The following is a 26,352-nucleotide window of genomic DNA, read 5'->3' as shown; positions in this document are numbered from 1 at the left end:
CGTCCGCCAACACATCCACAGAAAACCCCACGTGACCGCCCCGCTACCGCTAGCTTGACCGCCGTGGGTGACGTTCTTGGCAAAGTTCTGGTCGTAGACGATGACGAGGTCATTCGTCAGCTCATCGCCGTCAATCTCAACCTTGAGGGGTTCGAGGTGGAGACGGCCACCGATGGGCAGGATTGCCTGGATCGGGTGCTGGAGGTGCGGCCGGATCTGATCACGCTCGACGTGATGATGCCGATGCTCGACGGGTGGACGACCGCGGCACGGCTGCGTGACGATGAGGCGACGCGGCACATCAAGGTGGTGCTGATCACGGCCAGGGCGCAGGACGACGACAAGCGCCGGGGCAGGGAGATCGGGGTCGACGCCTATCTGACGAAGCCGTTCGATCCGGCCGAGCTGATCCAGGTGGTGCGGGACCTCGTCACGGGATGAGGCCGTCGCGGCGGGCGATGGCCGCGGCCTGGGTGCGGGTGGAGACGTCGAGTTTGGCGAGGATGTTGGAGACGTGGACGCTGACCGTCTTCTGCGCGATGAAAAGACGGGCGGCGATCTCCTTGTTGGTCAGCCCTTCGGCGACGAGACCGAGCACCTCCTGCTCGCGGGCGGTGAGCAGGCCGTCCGTGCCTCCGCCGCCGAAGCGGGCGCGGCGGGCGAGGTCGGCGAGGGCGCGGCGCAGGGGTTCGGCGCGCAGGCGGGTGGCGGTCGCGTCGGCTCGGGACCATTCGGCCTCGGCGGCGTCGCGGTCGCCTGAGGCGAGGAGGGCTTCGGCGAGGCGCCAGCGGGCGCGGGCTTCCTCGTAGGGGAAGAAGGAGAAGGCGTCGGCGACCTGGCGCCACAGCTCGGGGTCGGGGCGGCCGTGGACGCGGTGCCATTCGGCCTCGGCGCGCAGCGCCCACGCCTGGCCCTCGGGGCCCATCTGGACGCGTTCGCCGACGATGCCGGACTCGGCGGCGTGGCGGGCGGTGCCCAGGAGGTCATCGGCGCCGTCGGTGGTGCCGAGCTCGGCGAGGGCCCAGAGGCCGACGGCGGCGATGCGGATGCTGGCGGCGTCGCCGGCGACCAGGGCGTCGAGCGCGGCGCGTACGTGGTCGAGGGCGGCGGCCGGGTCGCCCTTCCAGAGGGCGTGCTCGGCGGCCAGGCCGCGGAACATGTAGGCGATGAACTGGTCGTGCCGGAACGGGCTCAGCCACTCCAGGCGGCTCTCCACGGCGGGGCTGCCTCGGCCGACCTCGATGAACAGGGCGAACGACGACAGCGTGGCCTCCGGGATGGTGCCGACGCGGGCGGCGAAGCCGGACGCGACCGCCTCGGCCTGGTCCCAGTCGCCGGAGGCGTAGTGGATGAGGAAGCGGAGGAAGCGCAGCTCGGTGCCGTAGGTGCTCCAGTTGAGGCCGGTCTCGTAGGCGAGGCGGATGCCGGCGTCGGCGACCTCGGCCGCCTCGGCCATGAGGCCCTGGTCGTAGTGGATGCGGGCGTGGTGGAAGCGGGCGCGCAGGTCCATCGCCAGGTCGCCGGTGCGCTCGGTGGTGACGAGCCGCACCAGGTCGTGGGCCTTGGTGAGGCCGTGGTGGAGCTCGGTGTAGATGGCGAGGATGATCTGGGCGCTCGTCTCTGCGTCCTTGGCGCCGGCGCGGCGGGCGGTGTCGAGGGCGCGGTGGGCGAGCTCCTCGACCTCGGCGTGGCGTGGGGTCCACAGGAGGGCGCGGGCGTGCGTGGCCAGGGCTCTGGCCAGCGAGACCTGGTCGGACGCGGTCGCGACCGCGTGTTCGGCGGCCACCACGGCGGCGTCGAGGTGGTCGATCTCGGCGAGGTAGTAGGCGAGCCGTTCGCTCACCTCGGAGGTCTGCGGCAGGGCGCGCAGGGCGGTGACGGCGCGGTGGTTGTCGCCGCTGTCGGCGGCGGCGACGGCGCTGCGGAGGGCGATCGTCTCCCGGGTCTCGCCGGCCAGCTCCTCGGCGCGGTCGACGCGGTCCCACAGGCCGAGCGCGCGGTCGTAGTGGTTGTGGGCCTCGGCGGGGGCGCCGAGGCGCTCGGCCTGGCGGCCGGCTTCGGCGGAGGCGGCCAGCGCGCCGGCCAGGTCGTGCCCGGCGAGGTGGTGGTGGGCCAGTTCGGCGGGCGAGGTGAGCAGGCGGGCGAAGGCGGCGTGGAGCCGGGTGCGCTCGCCGGGCAGCAGGTCGTTGTAGACCGCCTCCTGCAGCAGGGCGTGGCGGAAGGCGTAACCCTGGCCGTGGACGCGGAGCAGCCCGCGCGAGACGATCTCCCGCACCGCCTCCTCGAACTCCGGCAGCGGCAGCCCGGAGACCTCGCGCAGCAGCTCGTCCTCGACGCGGCGGCCGGCGACGGCGGCGGCGCGCAGCACCCGCTGGCCGGGCTCGGAGAGCACCTCGACCCGGGACATCAGCAAACTTGCCAGGCCGTCGGGCAGGTCGTCGCCCTCGGCCAGGGCGGCGAACAGCTCCTCGGCGTAGAACGGGTTGCCGTCGGCACGGCTGATGATCAGGCCGAGGTCGCGGGCGGCGACGGAGCCGAGCGTGGACACGTAGTCGGACATCTCGCCGGCGCCGAGCGGGCCCAGCTCGACGCTGGTGACGGTCGGCAGGCGCTTGAGCTCGGCCAGGACCGAGCGGAGCGGGTGGCGGCGGTGGATGTCGTCGGTGCGGTAGGTGCCGGCGACGCAGACCCGCTCGGTCTGCACCATGCGGCTGAGGAACACGAGCAGGTCGCGGGTGGACCGGTCGGCCCAGTGGAGGTCCTCGATCACGAACAGCACCGGCTGGACCTCGTTGAGCAGGCCGAGCAGCGAGCCGAACAGCCGCTGCTGGGTGAGGCCGGCCTGCGGGGCGGTCTCGGTGCCCGGCAGGAGCTGGCCGAGCAGCGGGTGGGCGGCGGCGGCCGCGGCCACCGCGGGCTCGGCGCCGCGCAGGGCGTCGGCCAGCGGAAGGTAGGGCAGCGTGTCGCCGAGCTCGGCGCACTGGCCGACGAGCACGCGGAAGCCGCGCTCGCGGGCCTCGGCCACCAGCTCGGTGGTGAGGCGGGTCTTGCCGATGCCGGCGTCGCCGCCGACGAGCGCGACCCCGGCGGTGCCGGCCGCGGCCGCTTCGAGCACGCGGACGAGCCGGGAAAGCTCGGTCGCTCGCCCGACGAGAGAACCGTTCACGCCGTCACTATGCCATGCGGGGCCGACAATCGATTGGCCCACCTCAAGCGGGGCGGATTGGCTCTTATATGGGGACCAAACGTGCTCGTACAGTCAGCGCATGGTCTCCCTCACGACGTTCCTGCTGTTCGCCACCGCTTCGCTCGCCCTGGTGCTGGTCCCGGGGCCCAACCACCTCTACATCACCGCCAGAGGGCTGGCCCAGGGCCGGTCGGCGGGGCTGGCGAGCGCGCTCGGGGTGGAGGCGGGCACGCTGGTGCACATCGCCGCGGCGGCGCTGGGGCTGTCGTACGTGATCTCGCAGTCGGCGACGCTGTTCGCGATCGTGAAGTGGGCAGGCGTCGCTTACCTCGTCTATCTGGCGATCAGGGCGTTCACCGCCAAGGACGACGAGACGACGCGGGAGCCGCCCCGGCAGCCGCTGCGGCAGGTGTTCCTGGAGGGCGTGCTGGTCAACGTGCTGAACCCCAAGGTGACGCTGTTCTTCCTGGCGTTCCTGCCGCAGTTCGTGGACCCGTCGGCGGGGTCGCCGGCGCTGCAGGTGGTGGTGCTCGGCCTCACGCTGCTGCTGCTCGGGCTGATCTCGGACGTCGTGTACGCGGTCGCGGCGGGCGCTCTGGGCGGCCGGCTCGCCCGCAGGGCCAGGACCTTGAGGTACGTGAGCGGTGTCGTCTATCTCGGTCTTGGCGTGGCCACCGCGTTCGCCGGGAGAAAATGATCGCATGGCGCCGAGGAAGCAGCAGGAGATCTTCGACGCGACGCTGCGTCTGGTGGCCGAGAAGGGCTACGCGGGGCTGACCGTCGAGGGCGTGGCGGAGCGGTCCGGGGTGAACAAGACGACGATCTACCGGTGGTGGCCGTCGAAGGCGGCGCTGCTGGGCGCGGCGCTGGTCGAGGCCGACCTGCTGGGGTTCACGGCGCCCGACACGGGGAGCCTGCGCGGCGACCTGGTCGCGCTGGTGGAGGGCGTCGTGCGGCTCCTGTCGGAGCCGCCGGCCGCGGATGTCGCGGTGGCCGCGCTGGGCGCGGCGGTGGAGCATCCGGAGCTGGACGCGCGGCGGTTCTTCGCCGACCGGTTCGCCAGGGAACGCGAGATCTTCGAGCGTGCGGTACGGCGGGGCGAGCTGAAGGAGTCGGTCGACCCGATGCTCGTGGTCGACCTGCTGGCCGGGGCGGTGTGGGTCAGGTCGGTGTTCCGAGGGGTGCCCCTGCCTGACGGGTTCGCGCGGGACGCGGTCGCGGCGGTGCTGGACGGGGTCGGCTGAAGGCCGCGTACGGCGGGAGCGGGCCGTACGTCAGGTCAGCGGATCTCCGAGAGGGCGGCCGGGATGCGGTCGAGCACCGGGTGCGGCATGAGGCCGTAGGCGTAGAAGTCGACCGCCGACGCGCCCGCCGCCTTGGCCGCGCGGGCCTTGGCGACCAGCCGGTCGGCGGAGTCGGTGTCGGGGTAGCCGGGCCGCAGCACCGCGCGCACCTCGCGGTCCTTGCCGACCGAGCGCAGGTAGGCGCCGACGTCGTCGGCCACCCTGGCGGCGTCGCGCGCGTACGCGAGCACGGCGAAGGCGGGCACCAGGTCGCCGAGAGCCACCAGGTCAACGCCGAGCTGCCAGGCGTCGTGGGCGGCCAGCCCGGGGGTGGGCAGCCCGTCGCGGTAGCCCTTGACGCCGCCGGTCGCGTCGGCGAACACCAGTCTCGACCCCTCGTCGCCGACGGCCGACGCCACTTCGGAGACGAGGGTGGTGACGGTCTCGGAGCGGGCGCGGGCGTAGGCGACGACGTCGGGCCCGGCGTACGCGGTGAGCGCGGCCCTGGTCACCTCGCCCTGCGCGGGCGGGTCGCCGTCGAGCACGCCGCCGAGGATCCTCGCGCACTCCTCGCGCGCCACCTCGGCGTCCACGCCCAGATCGGCGGCGCGGCGCATGCAGTAGTCGCAGAAGCAGAGCCCGAACATGCAGGCGTCCATCGGCCCGAGCGGCACGAACGAGCGCTCCGCCCGCAGCGGCCTGAAGTGCAGCGACTCGGCCACCACGGAGTCGACGCCGAGCCTGGCCACCGCCCTGGCGAGGGCGACGGCGTACGCGCGCGCGTCAGGATGGGCGGGGCACAGGTCGGCGGGCGAGCCGCGGTCGCCGAAGCAGTCGCGCACGGTCACGTCGGGGTGCGCCTCGCCGAGCGTGGCGTTGCGCAGGAACACGGTCCAGCCGTGCAGCCGCAGGCCGCGCTCGCCGCACGCCTCGCGCAGCCCGTCGAAGGCGTCCTGGTGTCCGGCCGGCGGCCGCAGCCGCAGGCTGGAGAACAGGTCGCCGGGCGGGGGGAAGTGGGCCCCGTCGCGGCGCACGGTCAGCCGGGACAGCCCGTGCGGGGTGACGTCGCGGGCGGCGTGGTGGACGGCGCCGACCGTGACGCCGGCCGCGCCGTACCCGCTGATCCTGTCGAGCACCCGCTCGACGCCCTCGCCGCGCAGGTCCTCGACGAAGGCGAACACCGAACTGTCCACGACGGGCGTCCCTCAGGCGCTCTTGTGCGCGACGAAGTCGATCTCCACCAGGATGTCGAGCAGCTGCGACCCGACGGTGGTGCGTACGGGGTAGGGCTGGGTGAAGTAGGACTGGTAGACCTCGTTGTAGGCGGCGAAGTCGCGCTTGAGGTGCTGGAGGTGGACGGTCGCCTTGACGACGTCGTCGAAGCCGAGGCCGTGGGCGGCCAGGATGGCGCCGAGGTTGCGCATCACCTGGTGGGTCTGGGTGACGATGTCGTCGCCTGCGAGCTCGCCGGTCTGCGGGTCGAGCGGACCCATGCCGGAGGTGTAGACGAAGTCGCCCACGACGAGCCCCTGCGAGTAGGCGCCGATGGGGGCGGCGCCCTCGGTCGTTCTCAGCTCTTTCTTCACGGCTGCTCCTGGAAACGGGTGGTGATGGTGCCGGCAACCCGGTAGTCGCCGTCGACCAGGGGCAGCTCGCGCCACTTGTCGAAGGCGGTGCACGGGTGGGAGATGCCGAACGCGAGCAGGTCGCCGGGCCTGAGCCCGTCGGCGCGCACGATCGTGTGCTGGTCCTGCATCTTGACGACGGTGACGCCGCCTCGCCTGGGCACGGGCAGCCCCTCGTCGTACGGGGCGTCGCGCTTGCCCATGCCCACCACCGCGAGGCCGGGTTCGGGGGTCGACAGGACGTGCGCCCACACCTCCAGTGCGGGGCGCAGCTCGCCGTCGATCCGGTTGTACGGGGTGCGCTCGCGGTAGTAGCCGTCGTCGTGGGTGACGTAGGCGCCGCTGCGCAGGATGACCCTGGCATGGGTGGCGACCAGGTGGCGGCCGATCACGTCGAACCACTGGCTGCCGCCGACGGTGAGGATGGGGGTGCGGAGGCGGAGGTGTTCGACGGCTTCCTGCAACAGATCCAGATATTTCCGGACTTCTTGCGCCGTGGCGAGCGATCCTTCGTACCCGGCGACCCCCACCAGCTCGACCCCGTCGGTCCGCTGGACGTGCGCGGCCAGCGTCAGCAGGTCGTCGAGCGTACGGCACCCCGCCCTGCCGCCCGGGTGGCCCAGCTCGGCCAGCACCTGGAACGGCCGCGAGCCGGCGGCGGCGGCCAGGAGGTCGGCTCCCGCCGGGGAGTCGACGAAGGACATCAGCGTGAAATCGGGGTCGGCGTCGAGCTCGGCGGCCGCCCAGCGCAGCCCCGCCGGGTCCACGACCTGGTTGGCCACCATGATCCGGCTGACCCCGAACCCGCGCACCGTCCGTGCCTGCGCGGGCGTGGCCACGGTCAGCCCCCACGCCCCCGCGTCGAGCTGGCGGGCGGAGATCTCGGGTGACATGTGGGTCTTGGCGTGCGGGGCGAGCTCCATGCCGTGGTCGCGGGCGAAGGCGGCCATGGTGGCGATGTTGTGGTGCAGCGCGTCGCGGTGCACGACCATCAGCGGGAAGCCCAGCTCCCCGCCGAACACCGAACGCCCCAGCATCTCCGGCACGCACTCCCCCTCTGCCCGGTTCTGACCTTATCCTGCGGATCTTGGCCGGAGGGCCCTGCCGGGAGTGGCCCCGGTCAGCTCGCCGTCCGCCAGCACCCGCTCCCCCGACACCAGCACGTCGCCGATCCCGGCGGCGAGCGTGCGCGGCGCCTCGTACGTGGCTCTGTCGGCGACGGTGCGCGGGTCCAGCACCACCACGTCGGCGGCGAACCCGGGACGCAGCAGCCCCCGGTCCGCCAGCCCGAACCGCCGCGCCGGGTGGGACGACAGGTGGACCACGGCCTGCTCCCACGTCCAGTCGCCGAGCTCGCGGACATGACGGCCGAGGAAGCGGGCGAACGCCCCGAAGCCGCGCGGGTGCGGATGGCCGCCCACGTAGATGCCGTCGGAGCCGCCGGTGTGCGACGGGTGGCGCAGCACGCGGCGCACCGACTCCTCCCCCGCCGGGCCCTCGTCGGGGCGGGCCGACACGCAGCCGGCCTCCAGGCGGGTCTCGACGAGCAGGCGGCGGCAGAACTCGGCCGGCTCCACCCCGGCGCGCTCCGCCGCGGCGACCATGGTCATGCCCTCGGACCATTCCAGGCCGGGCGCGTGCGAGACGGTCAGCCGCGGCCAGGTCCGCTCCAGCTCCGGCCACCAGGAGTCGAGCTCGCCGGAACGGAGCATCTCCAGGGCCCTCTCGGTGTCGGCGGCGGGGACCTGGGGCGGCAGCGCCACCATGGCCAGGATCGTGCTGCTGCGCAGGTAGGGGTAGGTGTCGAAGGTGAGGTCGACGCTCCCGGCCTGCGCCCGGTCGAGCAGCGGCAGCAGCAGGTCGGCCGGGCCGTGCAGGTGGGAGACGTGCACGGCCGCGCCGGACCGGGTGGCGATCTCCACCACCTCACTGATGCCGGTCTCGGCCCTGGCGCCGTAGGCGCGCATGTGGGTGACGTACGGGAGACCGCCGAGCGGGCGGCAGAGCTCGGCCAGCTCGTCGGCGCCCGCGTAACGTCCCGGCAGGTACTCCAGGCCGCTCGACAGCCCCACGGCGCCCTCGGACAGTCCGCGCTCGACCGCCGCCAGCATGAGCGCCAGGTCGTCACGGGAGGCGTGGGCGGGCGAGGCGCCCATCACGTCGTAGCGGATCGTGCCGTGCGGCAGCAGGTAGGCGGTGTTCAGCGCGACCGCGCGGTCGTAGCCGCCGAGCAGCTCGGCCACGGTCAGCGGGCCCTCGCCGAGCGGGCCGTTCACGGCCGCGAAGTAGCGGGACGCGTACGCGACGGTCTCGGCCGAGCCGGGCGCGAACGACAGCCCGTCCTGGCCGAGCACGAACGTGGTCACGCCCTGCCGGAGCGCCGCGAGCTGCACCGACCGGTCGAACACCACCGCGTCGCCGTGCACGTGGCAGTCGACGAACCCGGGAGCCACCAGCCGCCCGGCCGCGTCGATCTCGGTGGCCGCCCCGGCGCCGTCGAGCCGGCCGACCGCCGTGACCCGGTCACCGGTGATCCCCACGTCCGCCCGGTACGGGGGAGCTCCGGTGCCGTCGAGCACCCGCCCGCCGCTGATGACTACGTCGAACATCACCCCAAGATTCAACCACCAGGAGCCTGTACGAAACACGACCCGTCAGAACGCGTCAGCGTCGGGTCCGAGAGATCCTTGCCGATGATCGGGCGTTCGGCGAGGAGGGCGCGGGCCGCGGTCCTGTCCAGGTTCCAGCCGTTCCACGAGTCGGGCCGGTCCAGCCCGTTCGCCGCCACGACGTCGGCCAGCACGCAGCTGCGCAGCGGCTCCGGCAGCCGGTCCAGCGCCGGGACCGCCTCGGCCCCGAGGTCGCCGAGGTAGTCCGAGTCCAGCTTCTGCACGCCGCGCACCGCCACCTGGGACTCCGCCACCCGCAGGTCCGGGTTCACCACCGCGAAGGCGCCCAGGGCCAGCCCGGTCACCAGGACGATGGTGCGCGGCAGCCATCCCGAGCCGCGGCCGGCGAGCCGCCCCGCCCCGGCGAGCAGCACCAGCGCGAACAGCGCGCCCAGCCAGTAGACCGTCGCCTCCACCGACAGCCGCAGCCGGGACAGCCCGTACGCGTCGGTGTAGAGGTCCATCCGGTGCAGCGCGGAGAACAGCACCACCATGGTCAGCCCGCAGAGCACGCCGAGCTGCCCGGCGAGCACCCACCGCTCCCGCCGCTCGGTCTTGATCACGCCGGCGGCCACCGCGACGATGCCCAGCACGGCCAGGCTGACCACGACGAGCTGGAAGAAGCCCTGCCTGGCGTACTCGGCGTAGGTGAGACCCGCGGTCTTCAGCACCCACGCGTCGCCGCCGAACAGCGCGGTGATCTGCACCGCGACGAACGCCGCGAACAGCAGGTTGACCGCGGTGAGCGGCACCAGCCAGATGGACCTGCTCACGGGCATCTTGATGTCGGGGCCCACGGGGTCGGCGACCGGCCGGAGCGCCACCAGCACCACCGCCGCCAGCAGCGCCGCGAACACGGCGAACAGCACGATCCGCGCCGGCAGCGACTCGGCCCAGTCGGGCGTGGTGGTCAGCCGCTCCACGTAGGAGGCGAACACCGGGTCGGCCGAGGAGAACAGGAGCCCGAACACCACCAGCAGCACCGCCGTGATGCCGAGCCCGGTCAGCGTCGGCAGGATCCGCCGCCTGGCCGCCAGGCCCTTCAGCGGCGCGGCCAGGAACCAGGGCAGCGGGCCGAACGCGAGCAGGATGGAGGCGCCTCCCCTGATGACGCCCAGCCATCCGAGCCCCGCGCCCGACACGGCCAGCGCGGCCAGCCCCGCCCCCGCCAGGAGCAGGATCGTCACCAGCCAGTCGGCGTCCCTGACGGCCGCCATCGCGATCAGCCAGTACGAGGTGAGTCCGAACGCGATCGTCCACGGCGTCATCCGCCGTACGACGGCCGGGAGCGCGGCGGCCCCGAGCACCACGCACACCAGCACGATCCCCAGCCCGATCTGGGCATCGGGCAGCGCGATCGCCGCGAACACCCCCGCCCCTCCGGCCGTGGGCAGCAGCCAGCGAGGCGTCTCGGGCAGCTCCGGCCGCGGGAAAAGCGGCGGTGGCGTATAAACCGGCGGCGGCCCGTACGCACCGCCCGATCCCAGCCCGTACTGACCCGCCGATCCCGATCCGTGCTGCCCTACAGACGCCGCCCCGTACTGTCCTACGGACCTCGCCCCATGCTGTCCTGCGGATCCCGACCCGTACTGTCCTGCGGATCCCGACCCGTGCTGCCCAGCGGACCTCGACCCGTGCTGCCCAGCGGACCTCGACCCGTGCTGCCCTGTGGATCCCGACCCGTGCTGCCCTGCAGCTCCTGGGTCGTGCTGTCCTGCGGACCCCGACCCGTGCTGCCCTGCAGATCCCGACCCGAGCTGCCCAGCGGACCCCGCCCCGTGCTGCCCTGCAGAACCTGTGTCGTGCTGTCCAGCGGACGCCGACCCGCCTGGTGGCACCTGTCCGCTTGAACTGACCGGGCCGTACCCCTGCACACCCGCACCGGCTGTCGCGTACGTCTGCCCGCCCGTACCCGCTTGCGCAAGCCTGCCCGGCCCGGCCTCCCCGCCCGGACCAGCCGATCCGTACGCCTGTGCGACCGGCCCGTACGTCGCGACCAGGTGAGCGTGCTCGGCGGCGCGGCGGGCCGCGCTGGCGCCCAGCGACGCTCCGATGGCCCCGAACAACGCGGTGACGCACACGAGCGTGACCACCGCGGCCGAGTCCCCGAAGATCACGCTCGCGAAAGCGGCGGCGAGCAACCCGGCCACGAACCCCACGGCCAGCCCGACGATCCCCCCAGCCACGATCTTGACCAGCCCCTTGATCGGCGAGTCATCCCCCGGCACCGGAGGCACGCCGCCCACCACCCCGGAGCCACCCCGCCCCGCTGAAGAAAGCCCCGGATCCCAACCCACACCCACCACGTCACCCCGCCCAGACCCCACCCGCGCGGCGGCCGCAGAGCCCACACCCAGAGGGTCGCCCCCAGCACCCGCGAGCGCGGAACCGGTCCGTGAAGCATCGCCGCCCACCGGCACGGAGCCGGCCCGCCCGGACAACGCGTGCGCGAGACCAGACCCGGCACCCGACACGCTGACCCGTCCAGAGTCACCCAGCGCGGAACCCGCCCGCGCGGAATCGGGCCCCCCGGAACTCGGCAGCGCCGAGTCCTCCTGACCGGCGTCCGCCGCAGGCGCATCAACGCCCCCCGAACTCGCCGCCATGGCGCCGACCGACCCGGGCGCGTGTGCGAGATCTGACCCGGCACGCGACGCGTCAGACCATCCGGAGTCACCCAGCGCGGAACCCGCCCCAGCAGGGTCGGGCCGCCCGGAACTCGCTGAGCCCTCCTGCCCGGCCTCCACCGCGAGCGCATCAACGCCCTCCGAACTCGCCGCCATGGCGCCGACCGACCCGGACGCGTGCGCGAGACCGGACCCGGCACGCGACGCGTCAGACCGCCCCGAGCCGACGTGCTCCGAACCGGCCTGCGTGGGCGGTGCGGGGTCGGCATCCGAAGGGTCGGCACGTCCAGCGGTCGTGAGCGTGGAGTCGACGCGCAGGGCATCGATGCCGCCGGAACTCGCAGGCACGGCCCGAGCCGACACAGCGCCAGCCGGTTCGGGGTTGGCGGCTGCATCTGCCGGAGAGGTGGGGGCGGATGCCGTGATGGGGGAAGGCGCTGGATCTTGGGAACGTGGCGGGCGGGCCTCTTCGGGCGCCATCGCAGTCCTCCCTGGTAGGTCGACGAGCATGCGGCATCCCGCGCAGTCGTCGATGCGGATCGAACCGCCGTGCAGTTCGACGATCTCCTTGACGATGGCCAGGCCCAGCCCGGCGCCCCCGCCGTCGGCGGTGCGCCCGGCGTCGAGCCTGGAGAAGCGTTCGAAGACGCGCGCCCTGGCCGGCGCCGGGATGCCCGGCCCCCGGTCGGCGACGGAGAGACACACACCGGCCCCGGAAGACGAGGCGGTCACGGTGACCGTGCCGTCCGGCGGGCTGTGCCGTACCGCGTTGTCGAGCAGGTTGGCCAGGACCTGCGCCAGCAGGTCGGGGTCGGCGAGGACCACGAGCCCGGCGGGGACCGAGGTGGCGAGCCGGACGTCCTCGCGCGCCAGCGCCGCCTCCAGGACGGCCTGCTCCACCAGGGGCCGGAGCTCGACCGCCTCCGGTTCGATGAGCCGCGCGCCGGAGTCGAGCCGGGACAGGTCGAGGAGCTGGGCGACCAGCCGGCCGAGCCGTTCCGTCTGGGCGAGCGCGGTGCGCATGGTGACGGGGTCGGGCGCGGACACGCCGTCCACGACGTTCTCCAGGACGGCGCGCAGGCCGGTGATGGGCGTGCGCAGCTCGTGGCTCACGTTGGCGACCAGCTCGCGGCGCTGCCGGTCGACCTCGCCGAGGTCGGCGGCCATCGCGTTGAAGGCCCGCGCCAGCTCGCCCACCTCGTCGCGCGAGGTGGCCTGGACGCGCAGCGAGTAGCGGCCCTTGGCGATGGTCTGGGCGGCCCTGGCCATCTCGCGCAGCGGCCTGGTCATGCCCATGGCGAGCAGTTGCACCATGATGAGGGCGAGCGCCACGGCCACGCCGATGCGCACCTCGCGCGAGAGCCCCGAGTTGATGCCGACCTCGTTCACCACGAACGCGGTGGCGACGGCCAGCACGATGACGATGCCGAGCTTGACCTTGATCCGGCCCAGGAAGTCGAGCGGTCTCATGGCCGCACCAGCGCGTAGCCGACGCCGTGCACGGTGCGGACCACGTCGGAGCCGAGCTTGCGGCGCAGCGCCCGCACATGGCTGTCGACCGTCCGGGTGGCGGCCGCCTCGGAGAACCCCCACACGTCCGACAGCAGCCGTTCCCGCTCGAACACCTGGCCCGGCCGCTCGGCGAGGCGGCGCAGCAGGTCGAACTCGGTGCGGGTGAGCTGGGCCTCGGCGCCGCGGACGAAGACCCGGCGGGCGGCGGTGTCGATGCGCACCTCCCCCACCTTGATCACGGTGTCCTCGGCGGCGAGCTGTCCGGCCCGTTCCACCCGGCGCAGCAGCGCGTGGATCCTGGCCACCAGCTCGCGCATGCTGAACGGCTTGGCCAGGTAGTCGTCCGCGCCCACGCCCAGCCCGACCAGCACGTCGGTCTCCTCGCCGAGCGCGGTCAGCATGAGGACGGGCACCGGCCGGGCGGCCTGCATCCTGCGGCACACCTCCAGCCCGTCGAGCCCCGGCAGCAGCCGGTCCAGGATCACCAGGTCGGGCTCGGCCCGGTCGAACTCGGCGAGCCCGGTCTGCCCGTCGCCGGCCGTCCTGACCTGGAACCCCTCGGCGGCCAGCCGGTCGCGCACGGCCAGCGCGATCGTCTGGTCGTCTTCCACCACGAGAATGCGTCGCCGCTGCGTCACAATCGAGAGCCTAGAAGCGGGGTGTGCAGACGGCACTCCCCAATTCGTGCACATCCGGTGCAGACTTGGGCAGTGGACATCCCTGGATACTTGCGCCGTCTCGGCCTGCCCGAACTGGAGCACGCCGCGCCCTCCGCCGCCGCCCTGCGCGCCCTGCACACCGCGCACGTGGAACGGGTCGCGTACGAGGTGCTGGAGATCTGGCTGGGCAGGCCCACGACGGTGGATCCGCTGGAGTCGGCGGGCCGGATACTCGGCGGCCGCGGCGGCTACTGCTACCACCTGAACGGGGCGTTCTCCGAGCTGCTGGCGAAGCTCGGCTACGCGGTGACGCGTCATGTGGGCGGGGCGCAGGGCCGGGGCGAGGAGCCGGGGATCGCCGGCAACCACCTGGTGCTGACCGTGTCGGGGCTGCCGGACGAGACCAACCCTGGTGGCGCTTGGCTGGCGGACGTCGGGCTGGGCGACGGGCTGCACGAGCCGCTCCCGCTGGTCTCCGGCGTCTACCGTCAGGGCCCGCACGAGTACGGGCTGCGCCCGTCGGACCTGGCGCCCGGCGGGTGGCGGCTGGACCACGACCCGAGCGGCTCGTTCATCCGCATGGACTTCGGCATGGAACCGGCCGTGATGGCGGACTTCGCGGCCAAGCACGAGCACCTGACCACGTCGCCGGAGTCGGGGTTCGTGCGGGTCGCGGTGGTGCAGCGGCGGGACGCGCGGGGAATCGACAGCCTGCGCGGGCTGGTGCTGTCGCGGCTCGGCGTGGGGGCCGACAGGGTGACGCTGGACAGCGCCCGCGACTACTTCGCCGCGCTGGCCGACGTCTTCTCCCTGCCGCTGGAGGACGTGAGCGGCAGGGAGAAGGAGAAGCTGTGGGGCAGGTTGCACGCCGCGCATGAGGCGTGGCTTGCCTGACGGGGTACACAGCTCGTCGGGAGGCGTATCGCTGGTGCACGTGGCCATGGGAGACACCGGGAAGCTCGCGGGGCGTTATCGGCTGCTGAACCCCCTCGGCGGGGGCGAGCTGTTGCTGGCCTTCGACGAGGTGGAGCACCGTGACGTGGTGGTGCGGCGGCTGCGCGCCCCCGCCGGGAGCCTGGACACGGCGGTGCGGGAGGCGCGCCGGACGGTGGGGTTCGTGCATCCGGCGATCGCGCCGCTGCTCGACGTGCCGGTGGAGGACGGCGAGCCGTGGCTGGTGACGGCGTTCGCGGAGGGCTCGTCGCTGGAGCAGACGGTGCGCGGGCGGGGTCCGCTGCCGGTGCGGCAGACGGCCCGGGTGGGCGTGTACGTGCTGTCGGCGCTGACGGCGGCGCACGCGGCCGGGATCGTGCACGGGCGGGTGCAGCCGGGCAACGTGCTGCTGTCGCCGACCGGGCGGGCGTTGCTGACCGGGTTCGGGCTGCCCTCGATGGGGATGCGGCCGGGCGCCGATCTGTGGTCGCTGGCCGCCACGCTGCACTTCGCGGTCGAGGGCAGGCCGCCCGGCCAGGTGCCGGCCGAGGCCTCGGACCCGCTCCGGGCGCTGATCAGGGCGATGCTCACGCCGGCCGTGCCGCCGGTGGACGCGCTGGAGTGGACGCTGGGGCGGCTCGCGTCGGACCGCTCCCTGGAGCAGGTGGTCGCGGCCGACGGGCCGCTGCCGCCCGCGCGGGTGGCGGGCGTGGGGCTGGCGGTGCTCGACCGGCTCGCCGCGTGGCACGGGCGCGGCGAGCACCACGGCGGGGTGCAGCCGGGCACCGTGCTGATCGACGCCGAGGGCCGGGCCGCGCTGGTCCCGCCGCCGGTGCCGGCGCCGCCGCCCGCCTACCTGCCGCCGGAGGTGGTGCCGGGTCCGGCGCGCGACCTGTGGGCGCTCGGGGCCACGTTGTTCCTGGCCGTGGAGGGCAGGCCGCCCGCTCCCGGCGCGTCGCTGCTGCGCGCGGGGCCGCTGGCGCCGTATCTGGTCGGATTGCTGTCAGGGCCGCCGGCCGGGCGGCCCACGCCGGAGGCGCTGCGGCGGCAGCTGCTCGACGTACTGGCCCGTTGCGATATATCGTGATCGGGGAACCCCGGCGGTGGGCTCGCTCGTTGTCCGCACGACGCAGAATGTGGGAGAGGCGGGGCGTGCGCTCCGCGTTCGGAGGATGTTGAGTATGTCGCCAATCCAGAAGTACGCCATCGGCGCCGGCGTGGCAGTCCTGTTCTCGTGGATCTTCCTTCCGGGCTGGCTGACCCTGCTCGTCGTCCTCGGCGTGGTCGCCGCCCCGGTGGTCGGCTATTTCATGCTCGACCCGTCGCAGCGCGAGCGGCTCAAGAGGGCCCGCCGGCGCGGCATCGGCCGCTGAGGCGATCCGGCGGGGGCCCTCAGGCCTCCGCCGCCGTCGCCACCCGCTGGGTGACGCGGCGCTCGACGTAGAACGACAGGAACGGCACGGTGCCGCCGAGCATGACGCCCAGCATGTAGGGCCACGCCCAGCGGGCCTTCATGCCCAGGTTCATCACCGCGACCAGGTAGAGCATGTAGAGGCCGCCGTGGATGGGCGAGATCACCTTCGACGGGCCGGGGATGTCGAAGCCGTAGCGCAGCACCATGCCGCCGCAGAGCACGAGCAGCATGACGCCGACGATGTAGGCGAGCACCCGGAAGGGCTTGAGAGCCGATTCCACCGTTAACCTTCCAGAACCATTTCGGGGGACTCTTCACGGTCCCGATCCGCTCGTACGGCGTCGCGTACGAAGTGGAACCACATGAACACGGCGAACCCCGCGAAGATCCACCAGTTGGCGGCGTAGGCGAGGTTGCGCCAGGTGACTTCGCCGCCGGCCATCGGCGGCGGCGAGGCGACCTGGGTGAGCGCGCCTGAGGGCGGCTCGGCCACGACGTAGCCGTTGCGCACCCGCTCGCCCTGCCACAGGTTGACCAGCTCGCCGGTCGCCACCGTCTGCACCTGGCCGGGGGGCAGCCCTTCCTGCCTGCGCTGGACGGTGTCGCTGCCCTGCTGCGGGCGCAGCCGGCCCGGCACGCTCATCCGGCCCGCCGGCACGGCCGTGGCCGCGGGGTCGGCGGCGTCGGCCACCCAGCCGCGCACCACCGGCATCAGCGTGCCGTCGTCGAGCCTGATCGGGGTCAGCACCCAGTAGCCGTGGTCGCGCGAGACCTTGCCGCCGGGCGCGTCGACGTCGGGCCGCCGGTCGGCGACCAGGAGCTGGCGGCCGGCTTCGTAGACGCCTTCGACGGTGACCTTGCGGGCGACGGCGGTGCCCTGCATCTGCGCGCCGAGGGGGGCCAGCTCCGTGACGGGGACCGGGGCGGGGTCGGTGGTCATCATCGGCCGCCCCGAGTCCTCGAACACGCCGAGCTGCCAGCGGCCCAGCATGATGAACGCGATCACGACCCCGATCGTGAGCAGGTGCAGCCCAAGCAGGCGCGGCGAGAGCAGGGTCTTGAGCATGGATTAAAAGTATCCGCCCACGTGACCGGTCTCGTAATCAGCCCGCCGCAGGGAAGGCGATAAAACGCGCAAATGCGGCAGGCGATCACGCTAGGCTGCTGGCCATGTCTGACCAGCATATCGATCCCGCGGGCAACACCCAGCAGTTCCGCGCGTTCGCGCAGCGGTCCGAGCAGGAGTCTGCCGCCTCCGCTGCCAAGAAGTCGCCGGTTCTGCCGATCATCGCGGTGGTCGTCGTCGTCGCCGTCATCGGTGTGGCGGCGTTCCTCCTGCTGCGGTAGACCTCCCTTCACGTCACGGGGGGCCACCCGCCACGGACCGTGGCGGGTTTTCGTCATGCCCCGGGCCCTCTGATCAGCGGCGCTGACGCACCACGAGAGCGCTGCCGCCGCCGCGCCTGGACGGCTCGGCGACCGCCTGGACGCGGTCCCCGCGGAGGAACTCCAGCGCGGTGGCCGCGCCGATCTCCGGGTTCAGCACCAGGTCGTGGCCCCTGGCCTCCAGCTCCTGCTCGTAGCGGTCGAGGAAGCCCTGCTCGGCCTGCGTCTGCGCGGTGTTGCGCTGCGTCGCCCTGGGCGCGGCCAGCGCCTCGGGCAGCGACATGCCGAACTCGTACCGGTTGACCAGGATCTGCAGCACGGTCGTGATGATCGTGGAACCGCCCGGAGAGCCGAGCGCCATCACCGGCCTGCCGTGGTCGAACACCAGCGTCGGCGCCATCGACGAGCGCGGCCGCTTGCCGGGGGCGGGCAGGTTCGGGTCGCCCGGCGCCGGGCCGAAGGTGAAGTCGGTCAGCTCGTTGTTGAGCAGGAAGCCGCGGCCCGGCACCACGATGCCGTTGCCTCCGGTGGACTCGATCGTCAGGTTGTACGCGACCACGTTGCCCCACCGGTCGGCCACCACCAGGTGCGTGGTCTCCGGGCCCTCGGCCGTGGTCTCCGCGGCGGTGCCCTGCGGCGCCGGGCAGGTCTCGTACGAGCCGTCGGGGCTGCCGGGAGCGGCCGGGTGCGCGATGGCGCGGTCGCCGACCAGGCAGGCGCGTTCCTTGGCGAAGCCGTCGGACAGCAGCTCCTTCAGCGGCACGCCAGGCACGTCGCCGACGTAGGCGTTGCGGTCGGCGAAGGCCAGCCTGGACGCCTCCAGATACTCGTGCACCCCGGTTTCGGGCAGCGCGTCGAGGATGTTGAGCGCCTCCCCCACGGTCGAGCCGCCCGACGACGGCGGCGCCATGCCGTACACCGTCAGGCCCTTGTAGCCGGACCTGGTCGGCTCGCGCAGCAGCGCGCGGTAGTCGCGCAGGTCGCGCAGTTCCATCAGGCCGGGCCTGACGTTCCTGGTGGCTCCGGGGGCGACCGGCGGGCGCTTGACCGTGGCCACGACCTCCTTGCCGAGCTCTCCCCCGTACAGCCAGCCGGTGCCGCGCCGGCCCAGCTCGCGGTAGGTGGCGGCCAGCTCGGGGTTCCTGAAGACGGAGCCGACGGGCGGCGGCGCGCCGTTCGGCAGGTAGAGCTTCGCCGTGGAGGTGAAGTCCTTGAAGCGGGCGGCGTTCTGCGCGGTCTGGTCGTGGAACGTCTGGTCGACCACGAATCCCCTGGACGCGACCGTGACGGCCGGTTGGAGCGCCTGCTTCAGCGACATCGTGCCGAACCGGCGTAAGGCCAGGTCCCACTGCGCGACCGCGCCCGGCACGCCCGCCGACAGGCCGCTGGTGACCGCCTCCTCGAAGGGGATGCCCTCCAGCGAGGTGGCCGTCATGGCCCGGGGCGCGGCCTCGCGGCCGTCGATGGTGTGCACCTTCCGGCGCTGGGCGTCGTAGTAGACGATGAAGCCGCCGCCGGCCAGACCGGCGGAGTAGGGCTCGGTGACGCCCAGCACCGCGCCGGCGGCCACGGCGGCGTCGACGGCGTTGCCGCCTCTCTTGAGCACGTCGACGGCCGCCTTGGAGGCGTCGAGGTCGACGGTCGCGACCGCGCCTCCGTACCCCTCGGCGACCGGGACCTTCTGCGGTTGGTGATGTGGTCCGGCCACCGCCGGCGCGGCGGGGGCCAGGGTGACGAGGACTGCTGCTGCGGGAACGATCACGTGGCGCATGGACTCCACGATGACCTAGGTACGCCCCGGGCGGTAGGGCCCCCTGCGACACCCGGGGGATGCGCCGGCCGGCACCCGGGCCTAGCGTGGTGGCCGTGCGCAAGAAGTCAGTGCTGGACCCGTACAACGCGCTGGTGGTGGCGGCCGCCCAGCTCGTGCTCTCGTACGGCGCGTACTGGGGGCAGCGCGACTTCCGCGAGCCGCTGGACTGGCTGGCGGTCGCGCTGCTGCTGGTGGGGCCGGTGGGCGTGCTGCTCCGGCGGCGCTATCCGGTCGGGACCTCCGTCGTCGCGCTCGCGGCCACCTACGCCTACACCTGGTCCGGATACCCGTACGGGCCCGTCTACCTGTCGCCGATCATCCTGCTGTTCTCCCTCGTCACCCTGGGGCAGCGGGTCAAGGCGTGGGTGATGGCCGGGGTGACCATCGTGGTCTTCATCACCTACGGCTACATCCGGTCGGGCGAGCCGACGGGGCTCTTCCACGACCTGGCGGTGACCGCGTTCGTCCTGCTCCTCATGGTGGTGGCGGAGCTGACCAGGATCGTCAGGGAGCGGCGCGCCCAGCAGCAGCGGGCGGCCGAGGAGGAGAACAGGCGGCAGGCCAGCGAGGAGCGGCTGACCATGGCGCAGGAGCTGCACGACGTGCTGGCGCACAACATCTCGCTCATCCACGTGCAGGCCTCGACCGCGCTGCACCTCATCGACGACAACCCCCAGCAGGCACGCACCGCGCTGGCCACGATCAAGACCGCCTCCAAGGAGGTGCTCGGCGAGATGCGCTCGGTGCTGAACGTGCTGCGCGACGGCGCCCCCCGCTCCCCCACCGCCGGGCTGGACCGCCTCGACGAGCTGCTCGAGCGCTCCGGCCTGGACGTGACGCTGGAACGCGCCGGCTCGCGCGCGCTGCCGCCGCAGGTCGAGCGGGCCGCCTACCGGATCGTCCAGGAGTCGCTCACCAACGCCGCCAGGCACGCCCCCGGCGCGGCGGTGACGGTCCTGCTCGCGTACGGGGCCCGCGAGCTGGTCATCGAAGTCACCGACGGCGGCTCCACCACACCCCCCGTGCTGGCCGGAGAGGGCAGCGGCAACGGCATCCCCGGCATGCGCGAGCGCGCCGTCGCGCTGGGCGGGACGCTGGTGGCCGGTCCATCAGGCCGCGGCTTCCGGGTCGCGGCCCGCCTGCCCCTTCCCGAGGAGAAAGCATGATCAAGGTGTTGCTCGCCGACGACCAGGCGCTGGTGCGGGCGGGCTTCAAGGCCCTGCTCGACGCCCAGCCCGACATGGGCGTGGTCGCCGAGGCCGCCGACGGCGCGGAGGCCATCCGGCTGGCCCGCGAGCACGGGCCCGACGTGGTGCTCATGGACATCCGCATGCCGGGCATGGACGGGCTCACCGCCACCCGGCAGATGCCGGAGGGGCCGCACATCATCATCCTGACCACGTTCGAGCTGGACGAGTACGTCTTCGAGGCGTTGCGCGGCGGGGCCAGCGGGTTCCTGGTCAAGGACACCGAGCCGGCCGAGCTCATCCAGGCGGTGCGGGTGGTCGCGGCCGGCGAGGCGCTCCTGTCGCCGAGCGTGACCCGCCGCCTGATCGCCGAGTACGCGTCGCGCGCCAAGGAACCGCTGGCCGCCGAGAACCTGGACCAGCTCACCGACCGCGAGCGCGAGGTGCTCACCCTGGTCGGCGGCGGCATGACCAACGACGAGATCGCGGCGAAGCTGTTCATGTCCCCGGCCACGGCCAAGACGCATGTGAGCCGGGCGATGATGAAGCTGCACGCCCGGGATCGGGCGCAGCTGGTGGTGATCGCGTACGAGTCCGGCCTGGTGAAACCGGGCTGGCTGTGACCCGGTCGCGCTCCTCGAACCAGCCGCGGATCAGCGGCACCAGGTCGGACGGGTTTTCGTCAGGCTAGGTTGACAGCCACTTGATTGTCAGCCTAGCCTGACAGCGTGGACATGGGAGAACTCTCTGAGCGCATCAGGTCCAACGACCCCGCCGTAGGGCTGAGGGCCGTCGGCGCCCTGCACCGCCTCGCCGAGCAGGTCGAGGCCGTCTCCGTGGCGCTCGCCCGCGAGCAGGGCTGGACGTGGGAGCAGATCGGCGACGCGCTCGGCATGTCACGCCAGTCGGTGCACGCCAAGTACGGGAAGTGAGGCCAGGCATGTTCGGCATGGAGAAGAGCCCGTTCGCGGTGGCCGTCAAGGCCGCCATGGAAGAGGCCAGGCGGCGCGGCGACCGGCGGATGGGCACCGAGCACCTGCTGCTCGGCGTGCTGCGCGACCCGTCGGGGCCGCCGGCCGGCGCGTTCGGGGTCCGAGCGGAGGCGGCCAGGGCAGCGCTGGACGAGCTGGACCGGGCGGCGCTGCGGGCCATCGGCGTCGACCCCGGTTCCGTGGCGGACGCCAGGCCGCGCAGGCACCCGTCGCTGCCGGGCACCGCGCTGACGTCGAGCGCCCGCGCCGTCATCAACCAGGCCGTCAAGGCCACGTCCCGCAAGACCAGGGACCGCACCGGGCCGAGCGCCCTCCTGCTCGCGCTCCTCGACCAGCGCCACCCGGACCCGGTGGCGGAGCTGATCGACCACCTCGGCGTCGACCGCGCCGCCGTCCGCTCCCGGCTGGAGCGGGCCGCCTGATGGCCGGACTGCGTGACGTGGTGGTCGACTGCGCGCACCCCGCCTCGCTCGCCCGGTTCTGGGCCGCCGCGCTCGACGGCTACGAGGTGGCTCCGTACGACGACGCCGAGCTGGCCAGGCTGCGCGCCCAGGGGATCGACGACCCCGAGGACGACCCCACGGTCCTGGTGGAGGGCGGGCCTCCGCGGCTGTGGTTCCAGCGGGTCCCGGAGCGCAAGGCGGGCAAGAACCGCCTCCATCTCGACCTTCAGGCCGAGGACCGGGAGGCCGAGGCCGAAAGGCTCGCCGGGCTCGGGGCGACCGTGCTGGACCGGCGCGAGGAGTGGACGGTGCTGGCCGACCCCGAGGGCAACGAGTTCTGCGTCTTCTGAACCCTCACGGCCCGAAGGTGAACATGCGCTCGCCCGGCACCAGAGGCTCGGGGCGCCCTGTGAAGCGGTGCGCGCCCACGCCGAACCCCGCCTCCGGGTCCGACAGCCACGAGAGCTCGAAGCCGCGCTCGCCGAACCACTCACAGATCAGCGGCACCAGGTCGGGCGGGGTGCGGTGCCGGGTCCAGATGACGGTGCCGCCGGTGGCGCAGAGCCGCGCGCAGTAGCCGACGGTGCGCCGGACGTCCTCGTCGGTGAGGTTGCCGAACAGCCCGCAGGCGAGCACCAGATCGGCGGGCGCCATGCCCTCGTAGCAGTCGGTGCGGGCGGCGTCGGCCGTCACCACCTCGACCTGGTCCAGGCCCGCCGCCGCGGCCGCCCGCCGGGCGATCGCGGCGTTGCCCGGATCCAGCTCCACCAGGCGCGCCCGTACGTCGGCACGGCGGGGATGACCGGCCAGCACGCCGAGGACGTCACGGCCCTGGCCGGCGCACAGGCTGATCGCCTTCACCGGGCCGGGGGCGCAGGCGTCCAGCGCCGCCCCGACCCGCTCCTGGACGGCCCGCAGCCGCCGCGCCAGCCACGAACCGGGGAGGTCGTACGCGTCGTGCCAGGTCTGCCAGTCCATGACGCACATCCTCGGGCGTACGGGACGGCGAACGGAAGCAAAGGAGGTAAACGGCACGGAGGGTGAAAGAACTGTCACTGGCCGCGTCCGGGCCAGGGCCGTTACGTTCGGAGGAGACCTTCGGCGGAGGGGACGATGATGCAGGCGGCGGCCCTGTTCGGCAGTGGTCTCGTCGCCGGTCTGGTGGCGGGGACCGCGTCGTGCACGGCCGTGCAGGGGGGCCTGCTCGTCGGGCTGACCGGGGAGCGCGACCGGGTGGTGCTGGGGTGGTTCCTGACGGGCCGGCTGCTGTCCTACACGGCGGCGGGCGCGCTGCTCGGGCTCGCGGGCTCGGCGGTGAAGCCGCCGCCGCAGGCGCGGGCGGTGCTGCTGGTGGCGGCGGGCCTCATGGTGATCGCGTTCGCGGTCAGGCTCTACCGCCGCCCCGGTTGCCAGCCGCCGCGCCGCGCGTTCGGCGGGCTGGGCCCGCCGCTGCTCGGGGCCGCCACGATCCTGGTGCCGTGCGGGGTGACGATCGGCATGGAGCTGGTCGCGATCACCAGCGGCTCGGCGCTGTCGGGGGCCGCGGTGATGGCCGGGTTCGTCCTCGGCACCGCGCCCGCGCTGGCGCTGCTGGGCTGGCTGCTGCGGCGCGTCACCCGTACGAGACTGGCGAGGGCGGCGGCGGTGCTGGCCGTCGCGGCGGGGCTGTGGACGGTCGGCACGGGCGTCAACCTCGGGGGCTGGCTGCCCGCCACCGCGACCACGACCGGCACGCGGAGCCCTGTCGTGACCATCTGGGCGCTGCGCGACGGCTACCGTCCGGCGGCGGTGGAGGCGCCCGCCGGGGTGCCGGTCGAGGTGGTGTTCAAGCTGGTCGACCGGGGCTGCACGGAGACCGTGGCGTTCGCCGGGCGGGACCTGGCGCTGCCCGCGACCGTGCGGCTGCCGCCACAGCCGCCGGGCACGCTCCGCTACGCCTGCGGCATGGGCATGTTCACCGGGATAATCAAGTTCTCCTGAGGCGCTCGGCGATTACGGTTCGCAATCGGGCGATCACATGCCACCCTTCTGGCATGCTCTGGCAAGGTGATGCGACGAGGCCGGCCGTCCCGGCGCCGCGCGTGGGTGACGAGGCGGAGCTGCTGATGGCCGCGCAGCGGGGCGACGCCCAGGCCGCGCACCGGCTCGGCAGGCTCTACGCCCAGCGCGGCGACCGCGGCGCGGCCCGCCACTGGTGGGAGTCCGCGGCCGGGGCCGGGAACGTCGACAGCGCCTACAACCTGGGCCTGTGGCACGAGAAGCACGGCACGCTCGACGAGGCGCTCGGCTGGTACGAACGCGCGGCGGCGGCGGGTGACGCCGAGGCGGCGGTCAACCTGGCGACGCTGCTGCAGGAGCAGCGCGGCGACCCCGGCAGGGCCAGGATCTGGTTCGAGCGCGCGGCCCAGGCGGGCAGCCGGACGGCGGCGCGCAGGCTGGCGCTGATCTGCGAAGACACCGGCGAGCTCGTGGCGGCGCGTGACTGGCACCGGCAGGCGGCGGCGGGCGGCGACGCCGCGTCGGCGCACGACCTGGGTTTCCTGGCCTACTCGGCGGGCGAGGACGCCGAGACCGTGCGCTGGTGGGAGACCGCCTGCCGGGCCGGTCATGCCGGCGCGGCCTACTGCCTGGGCCTGCTCCTGCAGGCCGGGCGCGATCCGGAGGGCGCCGAGGCCTACTACCGGCTGGCCGCCAAGAGCGAGCATCCCGGCGCGGCGGTCCAGCTCGGCGCCATCGCGCTGTCGCGCCGCGACCTGCGCACCGCCAGGGGCTGGTACGAGCAGGCGGCGTACGCGGGTCGGCTGGAGGGCCAGCGGATGGCCGGGTTCGTCTGCGTGGAGCTGGGCGACGCGAAGGGCGCCAGCCACTGGTTCGGCAGGGGCGCGGCGGCCGGAGACCCGGAGTCGGCGTTCAACTTCGGGCTGCTGCTGATCGCCGAGTTCGGCGACCTGAAGGGCGGCCGCCACTGGTTCCGGCAGGCGGCGCTGGCCGGCCACCACCAGGCGGCGCTGGAGCTGGCCGGGCTGCTGTCGGCGGCGGGCCGGGGCGCCGAGGCCGAGGAGTGGCTGACCGACCCGCCGCCGCCCGTCTGGGACCGGACGGCCGAGCCGGAGCTGGCCGCCAGGGCCGAGCTGGCGGCGCTGGCGACCGATCGCCGTGGCGGCGTGGCCCTTGAGGTGGCGGAGCTGAACGAGATCCTCGGCACCTGGGACCTGGTGACGAGGCCGCTGCTCGACCACGGCGAGGTGATCGCCTGGCTGGTGGCGCGGAGCGGGCTGCACGCGAGCGCGGTCGAGCACCTCGCGTCGGTGCGCGGCACGCTGCTGCGCCCGGGCAGCGCCCCGTGGCCCAGCCCGGTGGAGGTCGCCCACGTGCTGTCGACGGCGCGCGAGCTGCGCGGCAGGCTCGGCCTGTCCGGCGCCGCTCGTGACGGCGCCGACGCCCGCATGCCCGGGTTCTAGGCCGCCAGGACGTCGGCGACTTTGGTGTGCGGCAGGTGGAGTGCCTGGGCGACGGGCTCGTTGGTGAGGGCGCCGTCGTGGGTGTTGAGGCCGCCCGCGAGGCCCGCGTCCTCCTTGAGCGCGTCCTTCCAGCCCAGGTCGGCCAGCTTGAGCGCGTACGGGAGCGTGGCGTTGGTGAGCGCGTAGGTCGAGGTGTTGGGCACCGAGCCCGGCATGTTGGCCACGCAGTAGAAGACCGAGTCGTGCACCCGGTAGGTGGGCTCGGCGTGCGTGGTCGGCCGCGAGTCTGCGAAGCAGCCGCCCTGGTCGATGGCGATGTCGACGAGCACCGAGCCCGGCTTCATGCGGGCGACCAGTTCGTTGGTGACCAGCGTCGGGGCCTTCGCGCCGGGGATGAGCACCGCGCCGATGACCAGGTCGGCGGCCAGGACCTCCCGCTCGATCGCGTACGCGGTCGACACCAGCGTCTTGAGCCTGCCCTGGTAGACGGCATCGATGAAGCGCAGCCGGTCGACGTTGGTGTCGAGCACGGTGACGTCCGCGCCCATGCCGACGGCGATCTGCGCGGCGTTCAGCCCGGAGACGCCGCCGCCGATGACGGCGATCTTCGCGGGGGCCACGCCCGGCACGCCGCCGGGCAGCACGCCGCGGCCGTCGTTGAACCGCATCAGGTTGTACGCGCCCACCTGCGGCGCCAGCCTGCCCGCCACCTCCGACATGGGCGCGAGCAGCGGCAGCGCCCCGTTGACCTGCACGGTCTCGTACGCGATGGCGGTGGTGCGGGCGGCCAGCAGCGCGTCGGTGCACGGCCGTGAGGCGGCGAGGTGCAGGTAGGTGAAGATCACCAGGCCCTCGCGCAGCCGGTGGTACTCCTCGGCGATCGGCTCCTTGACCTTGAGCACCAGGTCGGCCTCGGCCCACACCTGGTCGGCGCTGTCGCGGATCTTCGCTCCGGCGGCGAGATACTCCTCGTCGGTGATGTGCGAGCCCTCGCCCGCGCCGCGCTGGACGGTCACGTCATGGCCGCGCTCGACCAGCTCGTGCACCCCGGCCGGGGTGGCGGCGACGCGGTATTCGTGGTTCTTGACCTCGGCAGGTACGCCGATCTTCATGGGCTGTCTGTCCTTTCGGAGAAAAAAATATCCGGTACGGGATCCCGTA

Annotated in this window: 26 protein-coding genes; 14 read left to right on the top strand and 12 right to left on the bottom strand. The window is 73.4% G+C overall.

The genetic code is table 11. From position 1 onward, the window contains the following. The first annotated feature begins 63 nt into the window (after nucleotides 1-63). The gene (locus AB0K05_RS02525) at nucleotides 64-441 is read left to right on the top strand and encodes a response regulator (RefSeq protein WP_364226723.1); all 378 of its coding nucleotides are present in this window, start codon (nucleotides 64-66) and stop codon (nucleotides 439-441) included. Here the strand turns inward: AB0K05_RS02525 and AB0K05_RS02520 are convergent. After that, nucleotides 431-3,166, bottom strand: coding sequence for an AAA family ATPase (locus AB0K05_RS02520; protein ID WP_364225912.1), 2,736 nt, complete (start codon nucleotides 3,164-3,166; stop codon nucleotides 431-433). The genes AB0K05_RS02525 and AB0K05_RS02520 overlap by 11 nt on opposite strands. Nucleotides 3,167-3,266: 100 nt before the next feature. Here AB0K05_RS02520 and AB0K05_RS02515 point away from each other — a divergent pair, with 100 nt between their 5' ends. Then, nucleotides 3,267-3,884, top strand: coding sequence for a LysE family translocator (locus AB0K05_RS02515; RefSeq protein ID WP_148034121.1), 618 nt, complete (start codon nucleotides 3,267-3,269; stop codon nucleotides 3,882-3,884). A gap of 4 nt (nucleotides 3,885-3,888) precedes the next feature. Then, the gene (locus AB0K05_RS02510) at nucleotides 3,889-4,431 is read left to right on the top strand and encodes a TetR/AcrR family transcriptional regulator (RefSeq protein ID WP_148034122.1); all 543 of its coding nucleotides are present in this window, start codon (nucleotides 3,889-3,891) and stop codon (nucleotides 4,429-4,431) included. Nucleotides 4,432-4,466: 35 nt separating this feature from the next. Here the strand turns inward: AB0K05_RS02510 and AB0K05_RS02505 are convergent, their stop codons facing one another. From AB0K05_RS02505 to AB0K05_RS02480, 6 genes are read right to left on the bottom strand one after another with little or no spacing between them, the layout of a single operon-like run. Further along, nucleotides 4,467-5,663: a hypothetical protein gene (locus AB0K05_RS02505; protein WP_271280026.1), complete on the bottom strand. Its 1,197-nt coding sequence runs from the start codon at nucleotides 5,661-5,663 to the stop codon at nucleotides 4,467-4,469. Between the two features lie 12 nt (nucleotides 5,664-5,675). Beyond that, nucleotides 5,676-6,056: a Rid family detoxifying hydrolase gene (locus AB0K05_RS02500; protein ID WP_148034124.1), complete on the bottom strand. Its 381-nt coding sequence runs from the start codon at nucleotides 6,054-6,056 to the stop codon at nucleotides 5,676-5,678. After that, nucleotides 6,053-7,132, bottom strand: a complete 1,080-nt coding sequence (locus AB0K05_RS02495; protein WP_364226720.1) for an alanine racemase — start codon at nucleotides 7,130-7,132, stop codon at nucleotides 6,053-6,055. Before AB0K05_RS02495 ends, AB0K05_RS02500 begins: the two co-directional genes overlap by 4 nt. A gap of 36 nt (nucleotides 7,133-7,168) precedes the next feature. After that, nucleotides 7,169-8,704 (bottom strand): amidohydrolase family protein, encoded by a 1,536-nt coding sequence (locus AB0K05_RS02490; RefSeq protein ID WP_364225906.1) that lies wholly within the window; start codon nucleotides 8,702-8,704, stop codon nucleotides 7,169-7,171. Between the two features lie 11 nt (nucleotides 8,705-8,715). Further along, nucleotides 8,716-12,861, bottom strand: a complete 4,146-nt coding sequence (locus tag AB0K05_RS02485) for a DUF4153 domain-containing protein (RefSeq protein WP_364225903.1) — start codon at nucleotides 12,859-12,861, stop codon at nucleotides 8,716-8,718. Next, the gene (locus AB0K05_RS02480) at nucleotides 12,858-13,541 is read right to left on the bottom strand and encodes a response regulator transcription factor (protein ID WP_271280024.1); all 684 of its coding nucleotides are present in this window, start codon (nucleotides 13,539-13,541) and stop codon (nucleotides 12,858-12,860) included. The genes AB0K05_RS02485 and AB0K05_RS02480 overlap by 4 nt, the downstream gene beginning before the upstream one ends. A gap of 72 nt (nucleotides 13,542-13,613) precedes the next feature. Between AB0K05_RS02480 and AB0K05_RS02475 the strand changes: the two genes are divergently transcribed. The 3 genes from AB0K05_RS02475 (at nucleotide 13,614) to AB0K05_RS02465 (ending at nucleotide 15,868) form a co-directional block, all read left to right on the top strand. Then, nucleotides 13,614-14,456 (top strand): arylamine N-acetyltransferase, encoded by an 843-nt coding sequence (locus AB0K05_RS02475; protein WP_364225899.1) that lies wholly within the window; start codon nucleotides 13,614-13,616, stop codon nucleotides 14,454-14,456. 46 nt (nucleotides 14,457-14,502) lie between these two features. Beyond that, on the top strand, nucleotides 14,503-15,582 hold the full coding sequence (locus AB0K05_RS02470) for a protein kinase (RefSeq protein WP_364225896.1): 1,080 nt from the start codon (nucleotides 14,503-14,505) through the stop codon (nucleotides 15,580-15,582). Between the two features lie 94 nt (nucleotides 15,583-15,676). Continuing rightward, complete coding sequence (locus AB0K05_RS02465; protein ID WP_148034129.1) at nucleotides 15,677-15,868, top strand: hypothetical protein; 192 nt, start codon at nucleotides 15,677-15,679, stop codon at nucleotides 15,866-15,868. Nucleotides 15,869-15,887: 19 nt separating this feature from the next. Here AB0K05_RS02465 and AB0K05_RS02460 read toward each other — a convergent pair whose 3' ends face one another. Beyond that, entirely contained in the window at nucleotides 15,888-16,190 is a 303-nt protein-coding gene (locus tag AB0K05_RS02460) for a DUF3817 domain-containing protein (RefSeq protein WP_187281369.1), read from the bottom strand. A 2-nt stretch (nucleotides 16,191-16,192) separates the two neighbouring features. Then, the gene (locus tag AB0K05_RS02455; protein ID WP_364225891.1) at nucleotides 16,193-16,975 is read right to left on the bottom strand and encodes an SURF1 family protein; all 783 of its coding nucleotides are present in this window, start codon (nucleotides 16,973-16,975) and stop codon (nucleotides 16,193-16,195) included. A 104-nt stretch (nucleotides 16,976-17,079) separates the two neighbouring features. On the opposite strand from AB0K05_RS02455, the gene AB0K05_RS02450 reads away from it, so the two are divergent. Then, entirely contained in the window at nucleotides 17,080-17,256 is a 177-nt protein-coding gene (locus AB0K05_RS02450; RefSeq protein ID WP_187281371.1) for a hypothetical protein, read from the top strand. Nucleotides 17,257-17,329: 73 nt separating this feature from the next. Here AB0K05_RS02450 and ggt read toward each other — a convergent pair whose 3' ends face one another. Further along, nucleotides 17,330-19,066 carry a gamma-glutamyltransferase gene (ggt, locus tag AB0K05_RS02445; protein ID WP_364225887.1) on the bottom strand — a complete coding sequence of 579 codons (1,737 nt, stop codon included), beginning with the start codon at nucleotides 19,064-19,066 and terminating at the stop codon, nucleotides 17,330-17,332. A gap of 95 nt (nucleotides 19,067-19,161) precedes the next feature. Between ggt and AB0K05_RS02440 the strand changes: the two genes are divergently transcribed. From AB0K05_RS02440 to AB0K05_RS02420, 5 genes are all read left to right on the top strand, one after another. After that, complete coding sequence (locus tag AB0K05_RS02440; protein ID WP_364225884.1) at nucleotides 19,162-20,274, top strand: histidine kinase; 1,113 nt, start codon at nucleotides 19,162-19,164, stop codon at nucleotides 20,272-20,274. Next, nucleotides 20,271-20,918, top strand: coding sequence for a response regulator transcription factor (locus AB0K05_RS02435; RefSeq protein WP_148034132.1), 648 nt, complete (start codon nucleotides 20,271-20,273; stop codon nucleotides 20,916-20,918). The genes AB0K05_RS02440 and AB0K05_RS02435 overlap by 4 nt, the downstream gene beginning before the upstream one ends. Nucleotides 20,919-21,029: 111 nt before the next feature. Beyond that, nucleotides 21,030-21,227 (top strand): helix-turn-helix domain-containing protein, encoded by a 198-nt coding sequence (locus AB0K05_RS02430; protein ID WP_271279122.1) that lies wholly within the window; start codon nucleotides 21,030-21,032, stop codon nucleotides 21,225-21,227. A gap of 8 nt (nucleotides 21,228-21,235) precedes the next feature. Continuing rightward, a complete protein-coding gene (locus AB0K05_RS02425; protein ID WP_271279109.1) occupies nucleotides 21,236-21,709 on the top strand; it encodes a Clp protease N-terminal domain-containing protein in 474 nt (157 codons plus the stop codon). Then, on the top strand, nucleotides 21,709-22,080 hold the full coding sequence (locus tag AB0K05_RS02420) for a VOC family protein (protein WP_271279110.1): 372 nt from the start codon (nucleotides 21,709-21,711) through the stop codon (nucleotides 22,078-22,080). The genes AB0K05_RS02425 and AB0K05_RS02420 overlap by 1 nt, the downstream gene beginning before the upstream one ends. 4 nt (nucleotides 22,081-22,084) lie before the next feature. Here the strand turns inward: AB0K05_RS02420 and AB0K05_RS02415 are convergent, their stop codons facing one another. Further along, entirely contained in the window at nucleotides 22,085-22,708 is a 624-nt protein-coding gene (locus tag AB0K05_RS02415; RefSeq protein ID WP_271279111.1) for a methyltransferase domain-containing protein, read from the bottom strand. Between the two features lie 135 nt (nucleotides 22,709-22,843). Between AB0K05_RS02415 and AB0K05_RS02410 the strand changes: the two genes are divergently transcribed. Both AB0K05_RS02410 and AB0K05_RS02405 read left to right on the top strand, forming a co-directional pair. Next, nucleotides 22,844-23,710 (top strand): sulfite exporter TauE/SafE family protein, encoded by an 867-nt coding sequence (locus AB0K05_RS02410; RefSeq protein ID WP_271279112.1) that lies wholly within the window; start codon nucleotides 22,844-22,846, stop codon nucleotides 23,708-23,710. A 53-nt stretch (nucleotides 23,711-23,763) separates the two neighbouring features. Continuing rightward, complete coding sequence (locus AB0K05_RS02405) at nucleotides 23,764-25,191, top strand: tetratricopeptide repeat protein (protein ID WP_271279113.1); 1,428 nt, start codon at nucleotides 23,764-23,766, stop codon at nucleotides 25,189-25,191. Here the strand turns inward: AB0K05_RS02405 and ald are convergent. After that, nucleotides 25,188-26,303 carry an alanine dehydrogenase gene (gene ald / locus AB0K05_RS02400; protein WP_364225877.1) on the bottom strand — a complete coding sequence of 372 codons (1,116 nt, stop codon included), beginning with the start codon at nucleotides 26,301-26,303 and terminating at the stop codon, nucleotides 25,188-25,190. The two genes, AB0K05_RS02405 and ald, sit on opposite strands and share 4 nt — an antisense overlap. Between the last annotated feature and the right edge of the window lie 49 nt (nucleotides 26,304-26,352).

The organism is Nonomuraea sp. NPDC049486, from assembly GCF_040676925.1.
Taxonomy (GTDB): domain Bacteria; phylum Actinomycetota; class Actinomycetes; order Streptosporangiales; family Streptosporangiaceae; genus Nonomuraea; species Nonomuraea ferruginea.
This window is presented reverse-complemented; position numbering and strand designations above follow the sequence as displayed.